This is a genomic window from Burkholderia sp. L-4 (assembly GCF_056856535.1).
The window spans coordinates 383,778-400,220 of sequence record NZ_JBXEOX010000002.1 but is presented as its reverse complement, the minus strand read 5'-3'; the positions used below and the strand labels follow the sequence as shown (position 1 = coordinate 400,220).

14 protein-coding genes are annotated in these 16,443 nt (G+C 68.2%); 10 read left to right on the top strand and 4 right to left on the bottom strand.

The genetic code is table 11. The features are described 5' to 3' along the window. Positions 1–178 precede the first annotated feature (178 nt). Positions 179–1,357 (bottom strand): branched-chain amino acid ABC transporter substrate-binding protein, encoded by a 1,179-nt coding sequence (locus AC1VVG_RS18520; protein WP_059558927.1) that lies wholly within the window; start codon positions 1,355–1,357, stop codon positions 179–181. Between the two features lie 574 nt (positions 1,358–1,931). On the opposite strand from AC1VVG_RS18520, the gene AC1VVG_RS18515 reads away from it, so the two are divergent. Further along, positions 1,932–2,726 carry an AraC family transcriptional regulator gene (locus AC1VVG_RS18515; RefSeq protein WP_049028981.1) on the top strand — a complete coding sequence of 265 codons (795 nt, stop codon included), beginning with the start codon at positions 1,932–1,934 and terminating at the stop codon, positions 2,724–2,726. A 112-nt stretch (positions 2,727–2,838) separates the two neighbouring features. Here AC1VVG_RS18515 and AC1VVG_RS18510 read toward each other — a convergent pair whose 3' ends face one another. After that, positions 2,839–3,102, bottom strand: a complete 264-nt coding sequence (locus AC1VVG_RS18510) for a hypothetical protein (RefSeq protein WP_006489463.1) — start codon at positions 3,100–3,102, stop codon at positions 2,839–2,841. Positions 3,103–3,389: 287 nt separating this feature from the next. Continuing rightward, complete coding sequence (locus tag AC1VVG_RS18505; RefSeq protein WP_034187824.1) at positions 3,390–5,282, bottom strand: bifunctional sugar phosphate isomerase/epimerase/4-hydroxyphenylpyruvate dioxygenase family protein; 1,893 nt, start codon at positions 5,280–5,282, stop codon at positions 3,390–3,392. A 256-nt stretch (positions 5,283–5,538) separates the two neighbouring features. Between AC1VVG_RS18505 and aroQ the strand changes: the two genes are divergently transcribed. From aroQ to AC1VVG_RS18490, 3 genes are read left to right on the top strand one after another with little or no spacing between them, the layout of a single operon-like run. After that, positions 5,539–5,994, top strand: coding sequence for a type II 3-dehydroquinate dehydratase (gene aroQ, locus AC1VVG_RS18500; RefSeq protein ID WP_034187825.1), 456 nt, complete (start codon positions 5,539–5,541; stop codon positions 5,992–5,994). Then, the gene (locus AC1VVG_RS18495) at positions 5,991–6,860 is read left to right on the top strand and encodes a shikimate dehydrogenase (RefSeq protein WP_473375914.1); all 870 of its coding nucleotides are present in this window, start codon (positions 5,991–5,993) and stop codon (positions 6,858–6,860) included. Before aroQ ends, AC1VVG_RS18495 begins: the two co-directional genes overlap by 4 nt. A gap of 32 nt (positions 6,861–6,892) precedes the next feature. Beyond that, positions 6,893–8,236, top strand: a complete 1,344-nt coding sequence (locus AC1VVG_RS18490) for an MFS transporter (protein ID WP_034187827.1) — start codon at positions 6,893–6,895, stop codon at positions 8,234–8,236. A 102-nt stretch (positions 8,237–8,338) separates the two neighbouring features. Here AC1VVG_RS18490 and AC1VVG_RS18485 read toward each other — a convergent pair whose 3' ends face one another. Further along, positions 8,339–9,448: a 2-aminoethylphosphonate--pyruvate transaminase gene (locus tag AC1VVG_RS18485; protein ID WP_482836000.1), complete on the bottom strand. Its 1,110-nt coding sequence runs from the start codon at positions 9,446–9,448 to the stop codon at positions 8,339–8,341. A gap of 258 nt (positions 9,449–9,706) precedes the next feature. Between AC1VVG_RS18485 and phnS the strand changes: the two genes are divergently transcribed. From phnS to phnY, 6 genes are read left to right on the top strand one after another with little or no spacing between them, the layout of a single operon-like run. Continuing rightward, complete coding sequence (phnS, locus tag AC1VVG_RS18480; protein ID WP_301741413.1) at positions 9,707–10,798, top strand: 2-aminoethylphosphonate ABC transporter substrate-binding protein; 1,092 nt, start codon at positions 9,707–9,709, stop codon at positions 10,796–10,798. A 34-nt stretch (positions 10,799–10,832) separates the two neighbouring features. Continuing rightward, the gene (gene phnT / locus AC1VVG_RS18475; protein WP_482835999.1) at positions 10,833–11,936 is read left to right on the top strand and encodes a 2-aminoethylphosphonate ABC transport system ATP-binding subunit PhnT; all 1,104 of its coding nucleotides are present in this window, start codon (positions 10,833–10,835) and stop codon (positions 11,934–11,936) included. Then, positions 11,914–12,834, top strand: coding sequence for a 2-aminoethylphosphonate ABC transporter permease subunit (gene phnU / locus AC1VVG_RS18470; protein WP_034187831.1), 921 nt, complete (start codon positions 11,914–11,916; stop codon positions 12,832–12,834). The genes phnT and phnU overlap by 23 nt, the downstream gene beginning before the upstream one ends. Beyond that, positions 12,824–13,684, top strand: coding sequence for a 2-aminoethylphosphonate ABC transport system, membrane component PhnV (gene phnV / locus AC1VVG_RS18465; RefSeq protein ID WP_034187832.1), 861 nt, complete (start codon positions 12,824–12,826; stop codon positions 13,682–13,684). Before phnU ends, phnV begins: the two co-directional genes overlap by 11 nt. Beyond that, positions 13,681–14,988 (top strand): phosphonoacetate hydrolase, encoded by a 1,308-nt coding sequence (phnA, locus tag AC1VVG_RS18460; RefSeq protein WP_059558909.1) that lies wholly within the window; start codon positions 13,681–13,683, stop codon positions 14,986–14,988. The genes phnV and phnA overlap by 4 nt, the downstream gene beginning before the upstream one ends. Continuing rightward, entirely contained in the window at positions 14,985–16,439 is a 1,455-nt protein-coding gene (gene phnY / locus AC1VVG_RS18455) for a phosphonoacetaldehyde dehydrogenase (RefSeq protein ID WP_482835998.1), read from the top strand. The genes phnA and phnY overlap by 4 nt, the downstream gene beginning before the upstream one ends. The last annotated feature ends 4 nt before the right edge of the window (positions 16,440–16,443 follow it).

The following is a 16,443-nucleotide window of genomic DNA, read 5'->3' as shown; positions in this document are numbered from 1 at the left end:
GATGGGGCACGGCGGAGACGAGGCGTCAAAGCGGGTGGGGGGATTCTACAGGAGCGCGAAATGCCTGCACGCGGGCGCGCGTCGAGGGCGGCTTCGGGCCGTGCGGCCGAAGCGTGCGCGGCGCGCGCGGCGGGTGAGCCGCCGCGCCGCGCGGAAGGGAGCGTGCGTGTCGGCCGCTTCAGTTGCCGGCGATCGTATCGACCGGCTTGAACGTGCCGTGCTCGACCTTGTAGATCGTGACCGGCGCGTCCTTCAGGTCGCCCTTCGCGTCGTACGCGATGCTCGGGGCCGACACGCCCTTGACCGACACCTTGCCGAGATACGGCGTGTACACCTTCGGATCGGTCGAATTCGCGTCCTTCATTGCGGTGAGCAGCGCGATCGTGCCGTCGTACGAGTAGGGCGAGTAGGTGATCACGTCTTCGTTGAAGCGTGCCTTGTAGCGTGTCGCGTAGCCCGAGAAGCCCGGCATCTTTTCCTTCGGCAGCCCGCCCATGTAGACGATCGCGCCTTCGGCCGCGTCGCCGCCGACCTTCAGGAACGTCGGCGAGCGCGACATCTCGCCCGTCACGAAGGCCGACTTCATCCCGAGCTGACGCATCTTGCGGATCATCGGCGACGATTGCGCGTCGCCGCCGCCGTAGAAGATCGCGTCGGGATTCATCCCCTTCAGGTTGGTCAGGATCGCGGAAAAATCGAGCGCCTTGTCGTTCGTGAAGTCGCGCTTGACGATCGTGCCGCCCGCCGCTTCCACGGCCTTCGCGAATTCGTCGGCGATGCCCTGGCCGTAGGCCGTGCGGTCGTCGATGATCGCGATGCGCTTGAAGCGCAGCGTCTTCACCGCGTAGGTGCCGACGATGCGGCCGGCCTGCGCGTCGCTCGTCAGCAGCCGGTAGGTCGTCTTGTAGCCGCGCGCCGTGTATTGCGGCGACGTCGCCATCGAGATCTGCGGCAGGCCCGCGCGATCGTACAGGTCGGAGGCCGGAATGCTGGTGCCCGAGTTGAAGTGGCCGATGATCCCGCGGACGTTGTCGTCGATCAGCCGCTGCGCGACGGTCGTGCCGGTGCGCGGGTCGGCCTGGTCGTCCTGCGAGTCGAGCTGGAACGTGACGGGCTTGCCGCCGATCGTCGGATGCGTCGCGTTGAAATCGGCGATCGCAAGCTGCACGCCTTTCTGCATGTCCGTGCCGTAATTCGACTGCGGGCCGGTCAGCGGTGCGGCGAAACCGATCTTGACGACGTCGGCGGCGCCGGCGTGCGCGCCCGACAGTGCGCAGGCGGCGGCCAGCGCGACGTGCGATACCTTCAGCTTCACTTTCACTTCCCCTTGATGGCGTGGTTGGGCCGCCGCCGGCATGCGTGCCGGCGCCGGTAAACCGGGCGAGACGGTTCGGTCGGCAGGCCGATGCGAGGGCCGTGCAGGCCTGCCGCGGGCTGCCCGTGCTGTGCCGGAATCGGCGTGCGCGACGGTGGATGCGGCGGGCCGTGCGTGCCGATTGCCGCAGCGGCGGGATGTCGTCTCGTGACCGTGAAGCAAGTCTAGATAGCGAAAATGCGGGCGTCTTGCGCGTTCGATGCGTGACCGGCGACGATATCGGCATATCGTCGATAACCCTGATATATGCTGAAATCGTCATGGTGAATGCGCAAACGCGCCAAGACGCGGGCCGTCCGCATTTTTAGGATGGCGGTTCCGGGTATGCGTTGCCGCGGGTGTCGTACGGCATGCCGGCGGCACGGGAATCGTGATCGCGGCCGGTCGTGCACACCTGCCACAGTGGTTGCGTGCGCAACTTGTATCACTGGCCGATAGCGCTCGACCGCGATGCGGCCGCCCGCCGCCAACTAGCCTGCCCCGCGCTCGGCGCGACGCGATCGAAGGGGCGCTTCTATAATCGACGCCATCTGCCACTCGCTTCGCGGTTGCCGGGATGACGACCTTGCTTGCCGTACCGCCCATGAGCCCGTCCGAAACGCTGCGCTACCAGCCCGACAACGCCGATCTCGGCGCGATGCTCGCGCACTTCCGCCTGCTCGAACCGGTGTTCGATGCGCTGCCGGACGTCGCGTTCTTCGTGAAGGACGCGAGCGGCCGTTACGCGATCGTCAATCGCACGCTGGCGATGCGCTGCGGCTACAAGGACAAGCGCGACCTGCTCGGCAAGACCGCCGACGAGGTGTTTCCGCGCCGCTTCGGCCGCAGCTATTTCGAGCAGGACATGGCGACGATCAACGCCGGCCAGCAACTGATGGACCAGCTCGAGCTGCACCTGTATCCGGGCCGCCAGCCGGGCTGGTGCCTGACCTGCAAGGAACCGCTGCGCGACGCCGCGGGCAGGGTGGTCGGCCTCGCGGGCATCTCGCGCGACCTGAAGGCGCACGAGGGATCGCACCCGGCGTACAGCCGGCTCGCCGACGTGGTCCAGCACATCCAGGATCACTACGTGCAGCCGCTGAACCTGAAGCAGCTCGCGCAGATGGCCGGGATGTCGGTCGCGCAGCTCGAACGCTACTTCCACAAGGTGTTTCACCTGACGCCGCGCCAGGTGCTGCTGAAGACGCGGCTCGATGCGGCCACCGCGCTGCTCGTCACGCACGACAAGGTCACCGACGTCGCCGCGCTATGCGGCTATACGGATCACAGCGCGTTCACGCGCCAGTTCAAGGCGACGGTCGGCGTCACGCCGACGGAATACCGGTTGATGCTGCAGGAGCGGGCGGGTTGACGCGATTCGCCGGCCGGGCCGGCGAATCGCAGGGATCGGGGTGTGGCGGGGAATGCGGGGTAAACGGAGAAACGGAGAAACGGAGAAACGGGGAAGCCGTGAGAACGGCCGCTCAGCGGTAGCCGAGCCCTTTCAGGACGGCCGTGCCGTCTTCGGTCAGCCGGAAGCTCGGGGCCGTATCGGGGTCGAGCTTGACCATCTCGACCAGGCCGGCTTCCTGCAGCGCAGGCAGTTCGGGTTTTGCGTTCGCGCCGATCGGTGCATGCAGCAGCACGAGCAGCGTCGCGATTTCATGATGACTGAGCAGGCGGCGCAGCATCGTCTTCTTTGCAGGGGGCGCGGCCGGGCGGCCCGCGGGTGCTTCTACGGCGCTCATCGCTTTCCTCCTTTTCGAGATAACCATCGGGTACTGGTTGCGGATGGTGCCGTCGAAGACTTAAGCGATTCTTAAAACCGGGGCGGCCGGCGGAATGCTGCACTGCGGTACGCGTTACGGGATGTAACGCCAAGCGCGGCGCGGGCTCCGGCCCGATCGCGGTGAGCCGCGCGGGCGGGCTCTCGGTTCTCTGATTCACCACGATGGTGCGTGCCGGATGCCGTCCGTTGCATCCCCTGCGGACGACATCCGCGGTCCGGCCGCGAGGCCCGATTCGCTTCCTTCCCTTATTTCCTGCGCTGGGCCTGCGCGGCGAGCCGCACGGCCGCGTTCGTCGCGCCGTAGCCGTCGTACCCGCCGCGCCGCTCGACGATTTCGAGCGAGAAGCGGTTGTCGACCAGTTCCGTATACGCGTGCAGGAATTCGCCGCCGTGCTCGTCGCGGTCGTACAGCAGGTGGTGCGCGCTCAGCGTGTCGATCAGTTCGTCCGGCAGCGCATAGCGTGCGGCGAGATCGTCGTAGTAATTGGGCGGGATGCGCAGGAACGGCACGCCGTCGGCCGCGAACGCGGCGACCGTCTTCACGATGTCGTCGGTGCGGAACGCGACGTGGTTCAGTCCCGTGCCGTGGTAGCGGTCGAGCGATTCGGCGACGGCCGTATGACGGTCGACCGACGCATTCAGCGCGATCCGCACCGAGCCGTCGGCGCTGCGCACCGCGCGGCTGCGCATCAGTCCGTACGGGTCGGGGACGAGCCAGCTGCGCTCGGCCTCGAAGCCGAACGCCGTCTTGAAGAACAGGATCCACGTGTCGAGCGCGTCGGCCGGCAGCGCGAGGCACACGTGGTCGATCCCCGTCAGCGGGCCGACTTCGCTCGGGCCGTCGATGTCGGTCAGCACGAAGTCCGATTCGTACAGCGTCGGCGCGTTCGGTGCTTCGTCGACGAAATACTCGAGGCTGCCGTCGGGCGCCTGCACGCTCGGCAGCACGCGTTCGTTCGGCCCGACGCGCCCCGAGAACGGCGCGTAACCGAAGCCGGCCGCGCGTTCGAACGCCACTTTCGCGTCGTCGACGCGGAACGCCGACGCGCACAGCGACAGCCCGTGCTGCTGGAAGAACGCATCGGCGAAGGAGTCGCGCTCGGCGTTCAGCACGATCGACGCGGCGCCGTGCTGGAACAGCGTCACGTCCTTCGAGCGATGCCGGCCGGCGAGCCGGAAGCGCATCCGGCCGAGCCATTCGCCGACGATCGCCGCCGCCGGTGCGTCGACCGCGAATTCGATGAACTGGAACCCGACGTGCGCGGGCGGCGCCGGCGGCGCGAACAGCGGCTGGCCGGCGGCCGGCGCGCGGCCGTCCTGCGCGAGCCGCGTGCGCGTCAGTTCTTCCAGATAGAGCAGCGAGCGATGGCCGTCGGCGGCCGTGATCGCGGTCGGCGCCGCGCGGAAGCCGTCGTTGAAGATCTCGAGCGACAGCGGCCCCGTATAACCCGACTCGATCACCCGCGCGGTGAAGCGCGCGAGGTCGAAGTCGCCCTGGCCGGGGAACGAGCGGAAGTGGCGGCTCCATTCGAGCACGTCCATCGCGAGCTTCGGCGCGTCGGCGATCTGCACGAACGCGATCCGGTCGCCCGGGATGTCGGCGATCCCGTCCGGCGAATCGTCGAGCGACAGCGTGTGAAAGCTGTCGAGCGCGAGGCCGAGGTGCGGGCTGTTCACCGCATTCACGAGTTTCCACGCATGGCCATAGCGCTTCACGACGCGGCCCCACGCGAGCGCTTCGTACGCGGCGACCACGCCGGCCTGCCGCGCGGCCTCGGCGAGCGCGCCGAGCTGGTCGACGAGCAGCCCGTCGTCCGCGATCGTGTCGGCCGACACGCTGCTGCAGACGAGGATCCGGTCGGTGCCGAGCGCATGCATCACGTCGAACTTGCGCTTGATCCGGTCGAGGTTGCGCGCGAGCTGGGCCGCGCTGACGCCCTCGAAGTCGCGAAACGGCTGGAACAGCACGATATCGAGACCGAGATCGGCGGCCATGCGCCGGACGTCGGCCGGCGATCCGTCGAAGTAGACGAGGTCGTTTTCGAAGATTTCGACGCCGTCGAAACCCGCGGCCTGGATGGCGGCGAGTTTCTCGGCGAGCGTGCCGGACAGTGACACGGTGGCGATCGAGCGCTGCATGGCGATTCCTGCGGATGAACGGGGCATGGCGTCGGCCGAACCGGCCCTGAATGAACCAGTCGTTGAGTTCCCGATGGGCGCCATATCCCGAATTTACTGGGCTAGTGGTCCGTATTGTACAAACTAACTAGGTGGTACAAATTAGCGAAAACCCGAAAAGACAGCGCGCTTTCACGGGCGCACACTAGCGCCAAATTCCGATGTCTTCGGGGCGGTGCCGGTCGTGGTCCGTCCCTGTTTCAGGAGCAGAAATCACATGAGCAAGCCCAAGGTATTGGTGCTGAACGGCCCGAACCTGAACCTGCTGGGGACGCGCGAGCCCCATATCTACGGCGCGGAAACGCTCGCCGACGTCGAGCAGCGCTGCCGTGCGGCAGCCGAGGCGCTCGGGCTGGAGATCGAGTTCCGCCAGTCGAATGCCGAGCATCAGCTGATCGACTGGCTGCATGCCGCGCGGGTCGACACGGACGGCATCGTGATCAACCCGGCGGCCTATACGCACACGTCGGTCGCGCTGGCCGACGCGCTTTCCGCGATTGCGAAACCGGTGATCGAAGTGCATATCTCGAACGTGCATCGCCGCGAGGCGTTCCGCCACCATTCGTATGTGTCGGCCATCGCCGAAGCCGTGATCTGCGGCTGCGGCACCGAAGGCTACGTGTTCGCGCTGCAGCGCTTCGCGACGCTGTTCGCGCAGGGAGCCGCACGATGAGCCGCCCGTCGTTTCTGATCGGCCTGATCGGCCAGGGCATCGGCGGGTCGCTGTCGCCCGCGATGCATGAGGAAGAAGGCTTCCGCCAGGGCTTCGGCTACGTCTACCGGCGCATCGATCTCGACGTGCTCGGCGTGACCGCCGACGCGCTGCCGCAACTGCTCGATGCCGCGCAGCGGATGGGCTACAACGGACTGAACATCACGCACCCGTGCAAGCAGCGCGTGATCGAACACCTCGACGCGCTGTCGGACGACGCGCGCGCGCTCGGCGCGGTGAATACCGTGCTGTTCAAGGACGGCAAGCGGATCGGCCACAACACCGACTGGTCGGGCTTCGCGAAATCGTTCCGCCGCGGGCTGCCCGGCGCGAAGCTCGATCGCGTCGTCCAGCTCGGCGCGGGCGGTGCCGGTGCGGCCGTGGCGCACGCGGCGCTGCAGATGGGCGCGGCCGAACTGACGATTTTCGATGTCGACGGCACGCGCGCCGCCGCGCTCGCGGGCGAACTGCAGCAGCGCTTCCCCGGCGTGCGCGTCGTGGCGGGCGGCGCGCCGTCCGGCGACGAACTCGCGGCCGCGATGCGCGCCGCGACGGGCCTGATCCACGCCACGCCGACCGGCATGGCCAAGCATCCGGGCTTGCCGCTGCCGGCCGAGCTGCTCCACGCGGGCATGTGGGTGGCCGACATCGTGTACTTCCCGCTCGAAACCGAACTGATCCACGCCGCGCGTGCAGCTGGCTGCGCCACGCTGCCCGGCGGCGGAATGGCCGTCTACCAGGCCGTCGACGCGTTCGAGATCTTTACCGGACGCACGCCCGACGCCGAGCGAATGTTCGATCACTTTCAGTCGCTCGTCGCGCGCTGACCCCTCACAAAACGAGAAACCAGGAGACAACCATGCAGCACACCACTCACACGAGTGCCGCGCCGGCGCAGGCGGCCGGCACGGTCCGGCGTACGTCCGCGCGCTACAAGATCCTCGCGTTGCTCGCGATCGGCACGATGATCAACTATCTCGACCGTACCGTGCTGGGGGTGGCTGCGCCGCAGCTCACCAAGGAGCTCGGCATCAATGCGGCCGTGATGGGCATCATGTTCTCCGCGTTCTCGTGGACCTATGTCGCGATGCAGGTTCCCGGCGGCCTGTTCCTCGACCGCTTCGGCAGCAAGATCACCTATTACTGGTCGATGACGCTGTGGTCGCTGTGCACGCTCCTGCAGGGCTTCGTGCCGGGCGTCGCGACGCTGCTCGCCTGCCGGCTCGGTCTCGGCGTGACGGAAGCGCCGTGCTTCCCGACCAACAGCCGCGTCGTCGCGACGTGGTTCCCGCAGAACGAGCGCGCGATGGCGACGGGCACCTATACCGTCGGCGAGTACATCGGCCTCGCGTTCTTCAGCCCCGTGCTGTTCGCGCTGATGGGCGCGTTCGGCTGGCGCTCGCTGTTCTGGGTCGTCGGCGCGGTCGGCATTGCCTTCGGCCTCGTCTGGTGGAAGTTCTATCACGAGCCGCGCAACCATCCGGGCGCGAATGCGGCGGAACTGGCCTATATCGAGGCCGGCGGCGGCCTCGTGCACGGTACGCGCAAGGCCGGCGACAAGGACGGCAAGGCCGCGCAGACGAAGTTCAGCTGGTCGATGGCCGGCAAGTTGCTGAAGAAGCGCCAGCTCGCGGGCATCTGCCTCGGCCAGTTTGCCGGCAACTCGACGCTCGTGTTCTTCCTGACCTGGTTCCCGACCTACCTCGCCACCGAGCGTCACATGGGCTGGCTGAAGATCGGCTTCTTCGCGGTGATGCCGTTCATCGCCGCATCGGTCGGCGTGATGTTCGGCGGGATCTTCTCCGACTGGCTGCTGCGCCGCGGCAAGTCCGCGAACCTCGCGCGCAAGCTGCCGATCATCGCGGGCCTGCTGCTCGCGTCGACGATCATTCTCGCGAACTACGTGAAGAGCAACGAGGCCGTGATCGCGATCATGTCGGTCGCATTCTTCGCGCAGGGGATGGCCGCGCTCGGCTGGACGCTCGTGTCGGACATCGCGCCGGACGGCCTGCTCGGCGTGACGGGCGGCATCTTCAACTTCGCGGCGAACCTCGCGGGCATCATCACGCCGCTGGTCGTCGGCTTCATCGTCGCGACGACCGGCTCGTTCGTCGGCGCGCTCGTGTTCATCGGCGTGATCGCGCTGGTCGGTGCGCTGTCGTACATCTTCGTCGTCGGCGACATCAAGCGGATCGAGCTGTAAGTACCGGCTCCACGCACATCCGGTGCGTTAGCCCGGCGGCCCACCGGCCGCCGGGCTTTTTTGCGTGCGGCGCCGGCGGGCGTGCCGGCCGGCGCACTGCGCTCAGGCGCGCTGCAAGGCGATGCCGAGCGATTCGACGGCTTGCGCGATCGCCGCGACCGCGCGCCGGATATCGCCCGAGTCGATCGCGCCGATGCAGCCGACGCGGAACGTCTCGCGCTGCGTGAGCTTGCCCGGATACAGGATGAAGCCCGCGTCGCGCACTGCGTCGTAGAAGCGGCGGAAATCGTAGGCCGGATGGTCGGGGGCGTGGAACGTGACGATCACCGGCGCCTGCACGCGCGCGTCGAGGAACGGCACGAAGCCGAGCGCGTGCATCGATTCGACCAGCGTCCGGCAGTTGTCCGCGTAGCGTGCGCCGCGCGCCGGCTGGCCGCCTTCGGCGAGGTACTGGTCGAGCGCGGCGCGCAGCGCGGCAATCACGTGCGTCGGCGGCGTGAAGCGCCACTGGCCCGTCTTGCGCAGGTACGCGTACTGGTCGTGGAGGTCGAGCGCGAGCGACGGCGAGTTGCCTTCGCATGCGTCGAGCGCGTCGCGCCGCACGATCGCGAATCCCATCCCCGGCACCCCTTCGAGGCATTTGCCGCTTGCCGAGACCAGTGCGTCGATGCCGCTGTCCGCCAGCGCGATCGGCAATGCGCCGAACGAACTCATCGCATCGACGATCAGCCGCTTGCCGTGCCGCCGGCACACGGCCGCGATCGCATCGAGCGGATTCAGGATCCCGGCGCTCGTTTCCAGATGCACGAGCGCGACGTGCGTGATGCGCGGCGCGCGCGCGAACGCGGCCTCGACCGCGGCCGCGTCGACGGCCGCGTCCTCGCCGAACGGCAACGCGATCGCGTCGATGCCGAGCCGGCCGAGGATCTTCAGGATCCGCGCGCAATACGCGCCGTTGTCGGGCACGAGCACGACGCCGTCGCGCGGCACCAGCGTGCCGAGCGCGGCCTCGACCGAGAACGTGCCGCTGCCCTGCATCGGCACGCACACGTACGCGTCGCCGCCTTGCGCGATCGCGACGAGGTCGGCGCAGACGCTGGCCGTCAGCCGATTGAAAGCGGCGTCCCACGAGCCCCAGTCATGTTGCATTGCGTGGCGTGTCGTGGCGGACGTGGTGAGCGGGCCGGGCGTGAGCAGAATCGGATCGGACATGGTTTTTCTCCAGCGGCAGTCGAACGAAATGCCGGGCGGCATTTCTGAATGACTTGCATGATATTGGCAAAATGTGTCATTTTTTGGAAATTGTGGCATTCGTCACGGGTTTGTCATCGAACGCTGTGATCCTTCGGTTGCCGCGCGCAACCCACCGCAGTGCGGCGGCGCGGCAGGCCGTCGGTCGGCCAGCCCGGAGATAACAGGAGAGCCGGATCGTGCCCCGGCCGTTTGGTGTTCCGCCTACGGAGAAGTGAGATGACACTGCAGAAACCCTCGCGCGCCACTGCCGGCGTGTTCCGCAAGCTCGCGCTGGCCGCCTGCGCCGCCGGTCTGCTGCAAGGCGCCGCGATGCCGGCGCAGGCGGCCAACGCGGTCGTGCTGTACACGGCGGACGGCCTCGAGAACCTCTATCGCGACGTGCTGCCGGCCTTCGAGAAGAAGGAAGGCGTCAAGGTCAACATCGTGACGGCGGGCAGCGGCGAGGTCGTGAACCGCGCGAACATCGAGAAGAATTCCCCGAAGGCCGACGTGATCGTCACGCTGCCGCCGTTCATCCAGCAGGCCGGCCAGATGGGCCTGCTGCAGGCGTACCAGAGCGTGAACTACAAGAACGTGCCGGCCATCGCGAAGGCCGAGGACGGCACGTGGGCGACGTTCGTGAACAACTACTTCTCGTTCGCGATCAACCCGGACGTCGTGAAGAACCAGCCGAAGACGTTCGCCGACCTGCTGTCGCCGGCCTACGCGGGCAAGGTCGCGTACTCGAACCCGGCCACGGCCGGCGACGGGATGGCCGTGCTGATCCTGACGACGTCGCTGATGGGCGAGGACAAGGCATTCGACTACCTCGCGAAGCTGTCGCAGAGCGTGAAGTTCCATACGAAGGGCACGGGCTATCTGAACGTGCTGCTGTCGCGCAACGAAATCAGCGTCGCGAACGGCGACCTGCAGATGGACCTCGACGACGCCGAACACGGCGCGCTGTCCGTCAAGCCGATCTTCCTGGCCGCGAAGGACGGCGACCAGCCGACCACGTTCCAGCTCCCGTACGGCATCGGCCTGATCAAGAGCGGCCCGAACCAGGATGCCGGCAAGAAGCTGATCGACTACCTGATGTCGACGGACGTGCAGTCGAAGGTGCCGGACATGTACGGCATCCCGGGCCGCACGGACGTGCCGCTGGCCGGCAAGAACGGCGAAGCGGTCAAGAAGGCGATCGCGGGCGTGAAGCTGATCCCGGTCGACTGGACCCAGGTGATGGCGAAGAAGCCGGTGTGGATCGAGCGCTGGAAGAAGGACGTGATCGGCAGCTCGGGCAAGCCGCTCGACGTCGTCAAGCCGAAGTGATCGGCGCACGCCGCCCGTATTAGCGAGCAAGAGGATGAACCCGGTGGAAACCGCCCTGACCCATCCCGGCGCATTCGGCGCCGCCGAACCGCGCGCGACGCTGCGGTCCGGCGCGCCGGGCGGCGTGCAGATCGAACACCTGAGCGTGCGCTACGGCGCACGCACGGTGCTGGAGGATCTGTCGCTGTCGATCGGTGCCGGCGAATTTCTGACCGTGCTCGGCAAGAGCGGCTGCGGCAAGACCACGCTGCTGCGCTTCATCGCCGGGTTCGTGAAGGCCGGTGGCCTGACCGGCACGCTGACCGTGGCCGGACGCGATCTGACCTATGCGCCGCCGCACAAGCGCAATCTCGGTCTGCTGTTCCAGAATTACGCGCTGTTCCCGCACCTGTCGGTGTTCGAGAACGTCGCATTCGGGCTGCGCGCACGCGGCATGGCGTCGTCGGAAGTGACGCGCCGCGTTGCCGACGCGCTGAAGCTCGTGCAGCTCGGCGATGCCGGCCATCATCTGCCGGCGCAGCTGTCGGGCGGGATGCAGCAGCGCGTCGCGCTGGCGCGCGCGCTCGTGATCGAGCCGGACGTGCTGCTGCTCGACGAGCCGCTGTCGGCGCTCGACGCCAACCTGCGCGCATCGGTGCGCAGCGAACTGAAGGCGCTGCACGAGCGCCTGCCGAACCTGACCGTCGTCTGCGTGACGCACGACCGCGACGACGCGCTCGTGCTGTCCGACCGCGCGCTTCTGATGCGCGACGGCCGCATCGCGCAGCTCGGCACGCCGCAGCAGCTGTACGACGCGCCGCGGGACGGCTACGTCGCCCGCTATCTCGGCCCGGCGAACCTGCTGCCGCCGCACGTGATCTTCCCGCTCGGCGATCCGCGCCACGAAGTGCGCGGCAAGGTCGCCTGCGTGCGCCCCGAGCGCCTGACCGTGATGCCGCCCGCCGCGGGCGGCCTGCACGGCACCGTGTCGTCCGTCGAATGGCAGGGCGCGGACCTGTCGATCGCGGTCGTGATCGACGCGGCGCCCGACGAACCCGTGCGCGTCACGATGCAACGCGGCCGCGGCGCGGCCCCCGAGCGCGGTGCGCGCGTGTCCCTGCATTGCGAGGCAGACGATGTCGTCCTTATCGAGCCCTGAAGCCGGCCTGCCGCCGCACGTGCTCGCGTCGGCCGCCGCGCATGCCGCCGCCGCGCGGCGCCGCAAGCGCAGGGGCGACCTGCACCTGGCCGCGCTCGCCATCGTCGTGCTCGGCCCGCTCGTCGTCTATCCGCTGGTGCGGCTCGTGCTGCTGAGCCTGTCGGGCGATCACGGGCTGAGTTTCGCCGCGTACCGGACCTTCTTCGGCAATCCCGATACGCGCGGCGTGCTGCTGACGACGCTCGGCGTGCTGTTCGCGAGCGCCGGCACCGCATCGGTGCTCGGCGTGCTGCTGGCCGCGCTGCTGTTCTTCAAGCCGTTCCCGGGCGCGTCGCTCGTCACGCGCTTCCTGGAGTTGTACGTCGCGTTCCCGTCGTTTCTCGTCGCGTTCACGCTGATCTTCCTGTACGGCTCGCAAGGGTCGATCAGCATCGCGCTGCAGCACCTGTTCCATCTCGAGAACCCGCCGCTCGATTTCCTGTTCGGCATCGGCGGCGTGATTCTCGCGCAGACCGTGTTCTACACGCCGTTCGTCGTACGGCCGACGCTCGCGTCGTTCGCGACGCTCGACCTGCGTCTGATCGAGGCCGCGCGCAGCCTCGGCGCGCCCGGCTGGATGCTCGCGCGTCGCGTCGTGCTGCCGATCGCGTGGCCGGGCATTGCCGCCGGCACCGTGCTGTGCTTCCTGCTGACGCTGAACGAGTTCGGCATTCTGCTCGTGCTCGGCAGCGCGCGGCTCGTCACGCTGCCGGTCGCGATCTACAGCAGCGCGACCGTCGATCTCGACCTGCCGACCGCATCGGCCGGCGCGGTCGTGATGCTGGCGTTGTCGCTGGCGCTGTACGCGGTTTATCGCCGGGTGAACCGGCGTGCGACGGGAGGGAACGATGTCCGCTGAATTTCGTATCGGGCAAGCCGTGCCGCGCCACCGGATCGGCCGGAGCGACGCGCTGCTCAAGCATGCGACGCGCGCCGCGCTCGCGCTCGCCGCGTTCGCGTGCTTCTGGCTGTTCGTGCTGCCGGTCGTCGTCGTCGCGCTGTCGAGCGTGTCGACGCAATGGTCGGGCACGATCCTGCCGGCCGGCTACAGCCTGCGCTGGTTCGAGCGGCTCGGGTCGCCGGAATACGACGCGCTGCTGACGAGCCTCGAAATCGGCTTCGGCGTGTCGGCGATCGGCACGATCCTCGGGCTGTGGCTCGCGCTTGCGCTCGAAGGGCGCGACCGGCGCGGCCTCGGCGCGGTGGTCGACGCGCTCGTGATGGTGCCGAACGGCGTGCCGAGCGTCGTGCTCGGGCTCGCGGTGCTGATCGCGTATCACCAGAAGCCGCTCGACCTGTCGAGCTCGGCGGCGATCGTCGTGCTCGTGCAGCTCGCGCTGATCTTGCCGTTCTGCTATCGCTGCGCGGCCGCCGCGCTGCGTCCGGAGTTGACCGTGCTGCGCGAAGCCGCCTCGAGCCTCGGTGCGCCGCCCGCGATGGTGCTGCGCCGCGTGCTGCTGCCGCAGCTCGTGCCGGCGCTGCGCGCGAGCCTCGCGCTCGGCTTCGCCCTGTCGCTCGGTGAGCTCGGCGCGACGCTGACGGTCTATCCGCCCGGCTTCGCGACCGTGCCGATCGTCGTGATCGGGCAGGTCGAGCGCGGTTACTACCTGCCGGCCTCGGCGCTGTCGTTGCTGATGCTCGGCGCGTCGCTCGCGGCGCTGCTGCTGATCGCGGCGCGGGTGCCGCGCGGCACGCGGGCGGCATCATGAACGCCGCGTTCGCATTGCGCCATCCCGGTGACGCGTCGGCGGCCGGTGCATCGACGGATCTCGCGGGCCGCTCGGTCGACGTCAACGGCCGGCGCTACCGGTTGCCGGTCGAGCCGACCGTCGTCGTCTGCGTCGACGGCTGCGAGTACGACTATCTCGAAAAGGCGGTGGACGCGGGCGTCGCGCCGTTCATCGGCCGGATGATCGCGGAAGGCACGGCCTGGCGCGGCGATTGCGTCGTGCCGACCTTCACCAACCCGAACAACCTGTCGATCGTCTGCGGCGTGCCGCCGTCGGTCCACGGGATCTGCGGCAACTATTTCTGGGATCCGGCCGCCGACGGCGGGCGCGGTGCCGAAGTGATGATGAACGACCCGGCCTACCTGCGGGCCGGCACACTGCTCGCGGCGGCGTCCGACGCCGGCGCGCGGGTGGCCGTCGTGACGGCGAAGGACAAGCTGCGCCGGCTGCTCGGCTGGCAGATGCACGGCATCTGCTTTTCCGCCGAGAAGGCCGCGCAGGCGAATCTCGCGGAAAACGGCATCGTCGACGTGCTCGACTGGGTCGGCCTGCCGTCGCCGGACGTCTACAGCGCGGCGTTGTCCGAATTCGTGTTCGCGGCCGGCGTGCGGCTCGCGCAGACGCGGCAGGTCGACCTGATGTACCTGTCGACCACCGACTACGTGCAGCACAAGTGCGAGCCGGGCAGCGCGGGTGCGAACGCGTTCTACGCGATGATGGACGGTTACCTCGCGCAACTCGACGCGCTCGGCTGGGCGATCGGGCTCACGGCCGACCACGGGATGAACGCGAAGCACGACCCGGCGACCGGCCGGCCGAACGTCATCTATCTTCAGGATGCGTTCGACGGCTGGTACGGCGCGCAGTCCGCACGCGTGATCCTGCCGATCACCGATCCGTACGTCGTGCATCACGGCGCGCTCGGCTCGTTCGCGACGATCTATCTCGCGCCGGATGTCGACCGCGCCGAGGCGATGTGGCGCGTCGGCGGCCTCGACGGTGTCGAGCTCGTGCTCGACAACGCGGAAGCCGCCGCACGATTCGAACTGCCGGCCGACCGGATCGGCGATCTCGTCGTGATCGGCCGCCGCGACATGACGCTCGGCACGCGCGCGCGCGAACACGACCTGTCGGGCCTCACCGTGCCGCTGCGTTCGCACGGCGGCGTGTCGGAGCAGGAAGTGCCGTTGCTGTTCAATCGGCGTATCGAGCGGGACGATCCCGCGCGTCGCCCGCGCAATTTCGACGTGTTCGATTTCGTGCTGAACCGGGTCGCGACATGATGGCGCATCCCCGACACGATCACCCGGCGTTTCGCGCGGAGGCGCTGCGCTGGTGCGGTACGCGCGCGATGCGCGAGCGTACGCTCGACGTGACGGACCCGTACACGGGCATGCGCGTCGGCACCGCGCCGCTCGCGAGCGTCGACGACGTGCGCGCGGCGTTCGATTACGCGCTGGCCTATCGGCCGAAGCTCACGCGCTACGAGCGTTCGCAGATTCTCGAACGGGCGGCCGCGCTGCTGCGTGAACGCACCGAGGAAGCCTCCGATCTGATCACGCTCGAATCGGGGCTGTCGAAGCAGGATTCGCGCTACGAGATCGGCCGCGTCGCCGATGTGCTGAAGTTCGCGGCGGTCGAGGCATTGCGCGACGATGCGCAGAGCTTCTCCTGCGACCTGACGCCTCACGGCAAGGCGCGCCGCGTGTTCTCGCAGCGGCAGCCGCTCGACGGCGTGATCGTCGCGATCACGCCGTTCAATCATCCGATGAACCAGGTCGCGCACAAGATCGCGCCGGCGATCGCGACCAACAACCGCGTGATGGTGAAGCCGTCGGAGAAGGTGCCGCTGTCGGCGTTCTATCTGGCCGACCTGCTGTACGAAGCCGGGTTGCCGGCGCCGATGCTGCAGGTGCTGACCGGCGACCCGGCCGAGATCGCGGACGCACTCGTCACGCATCCGCATGCGTCGCTGATCACGTTCACGGGCGGCGTGGCGATCGGCAAGGCGATTGCCGCGCGGGCCGGCTACCGGCGCATCGTGCTGGAGCTGGGCGGCAACGATCCGCTGATCGTGCTTGAAGACGCCGATCTCGAGCGCGCGGCGTCGCTGGCGGTGCTGGGTTCGTACCGGAATTCGGGTCAGCGCTGCACGGCCGTCAAGCGGATGCTGGTACAGCGTTCGATCGCGCCCGCGTTCACCGAATTGCTGGTCGAGAAGACGCGCGCATGGACGTACGGCGACCCGTTCGATCCCGCGAACGAAATGGGCACGGTGATCGACGAGGCGGCGGCGCACCTGTTCGAGGCGCGCGTGGAAGAGGCGGTCGCGCAGGGCGCGCGCCTGCTGACCGGCAACGTGCGGCGCGGCGCGCTGTATGCGCCGACCGTGCTCGACAACGTCGATCCGTCGATGACGATCGTGCGCGAAGAGACCTTCGGGCCCGTATCGCCGGTGATCACGTTCGATACGATCGACGACGCGATCCGGATCAGCAACGGAACGGCGTTCGGGTTGTCGTCGGGGGTGTGTACCGACAGCACGGCGGCCGTCGTGCGGCTCGTGAACGAACTGAACGTCGGCACGGTGAATGTGTGGGAGGTGCCCGGATACCGGATCGAGCTGTCGCCGTTCGGCGGCATCAAGGATTCGGGGCTCGGTTACAAGGAAGGTGTCCAGGAGGCGATGAAGAGCTTCACGAACCTGAAGACGTTTTCGCTGCCTTGGGAGTAAGCGT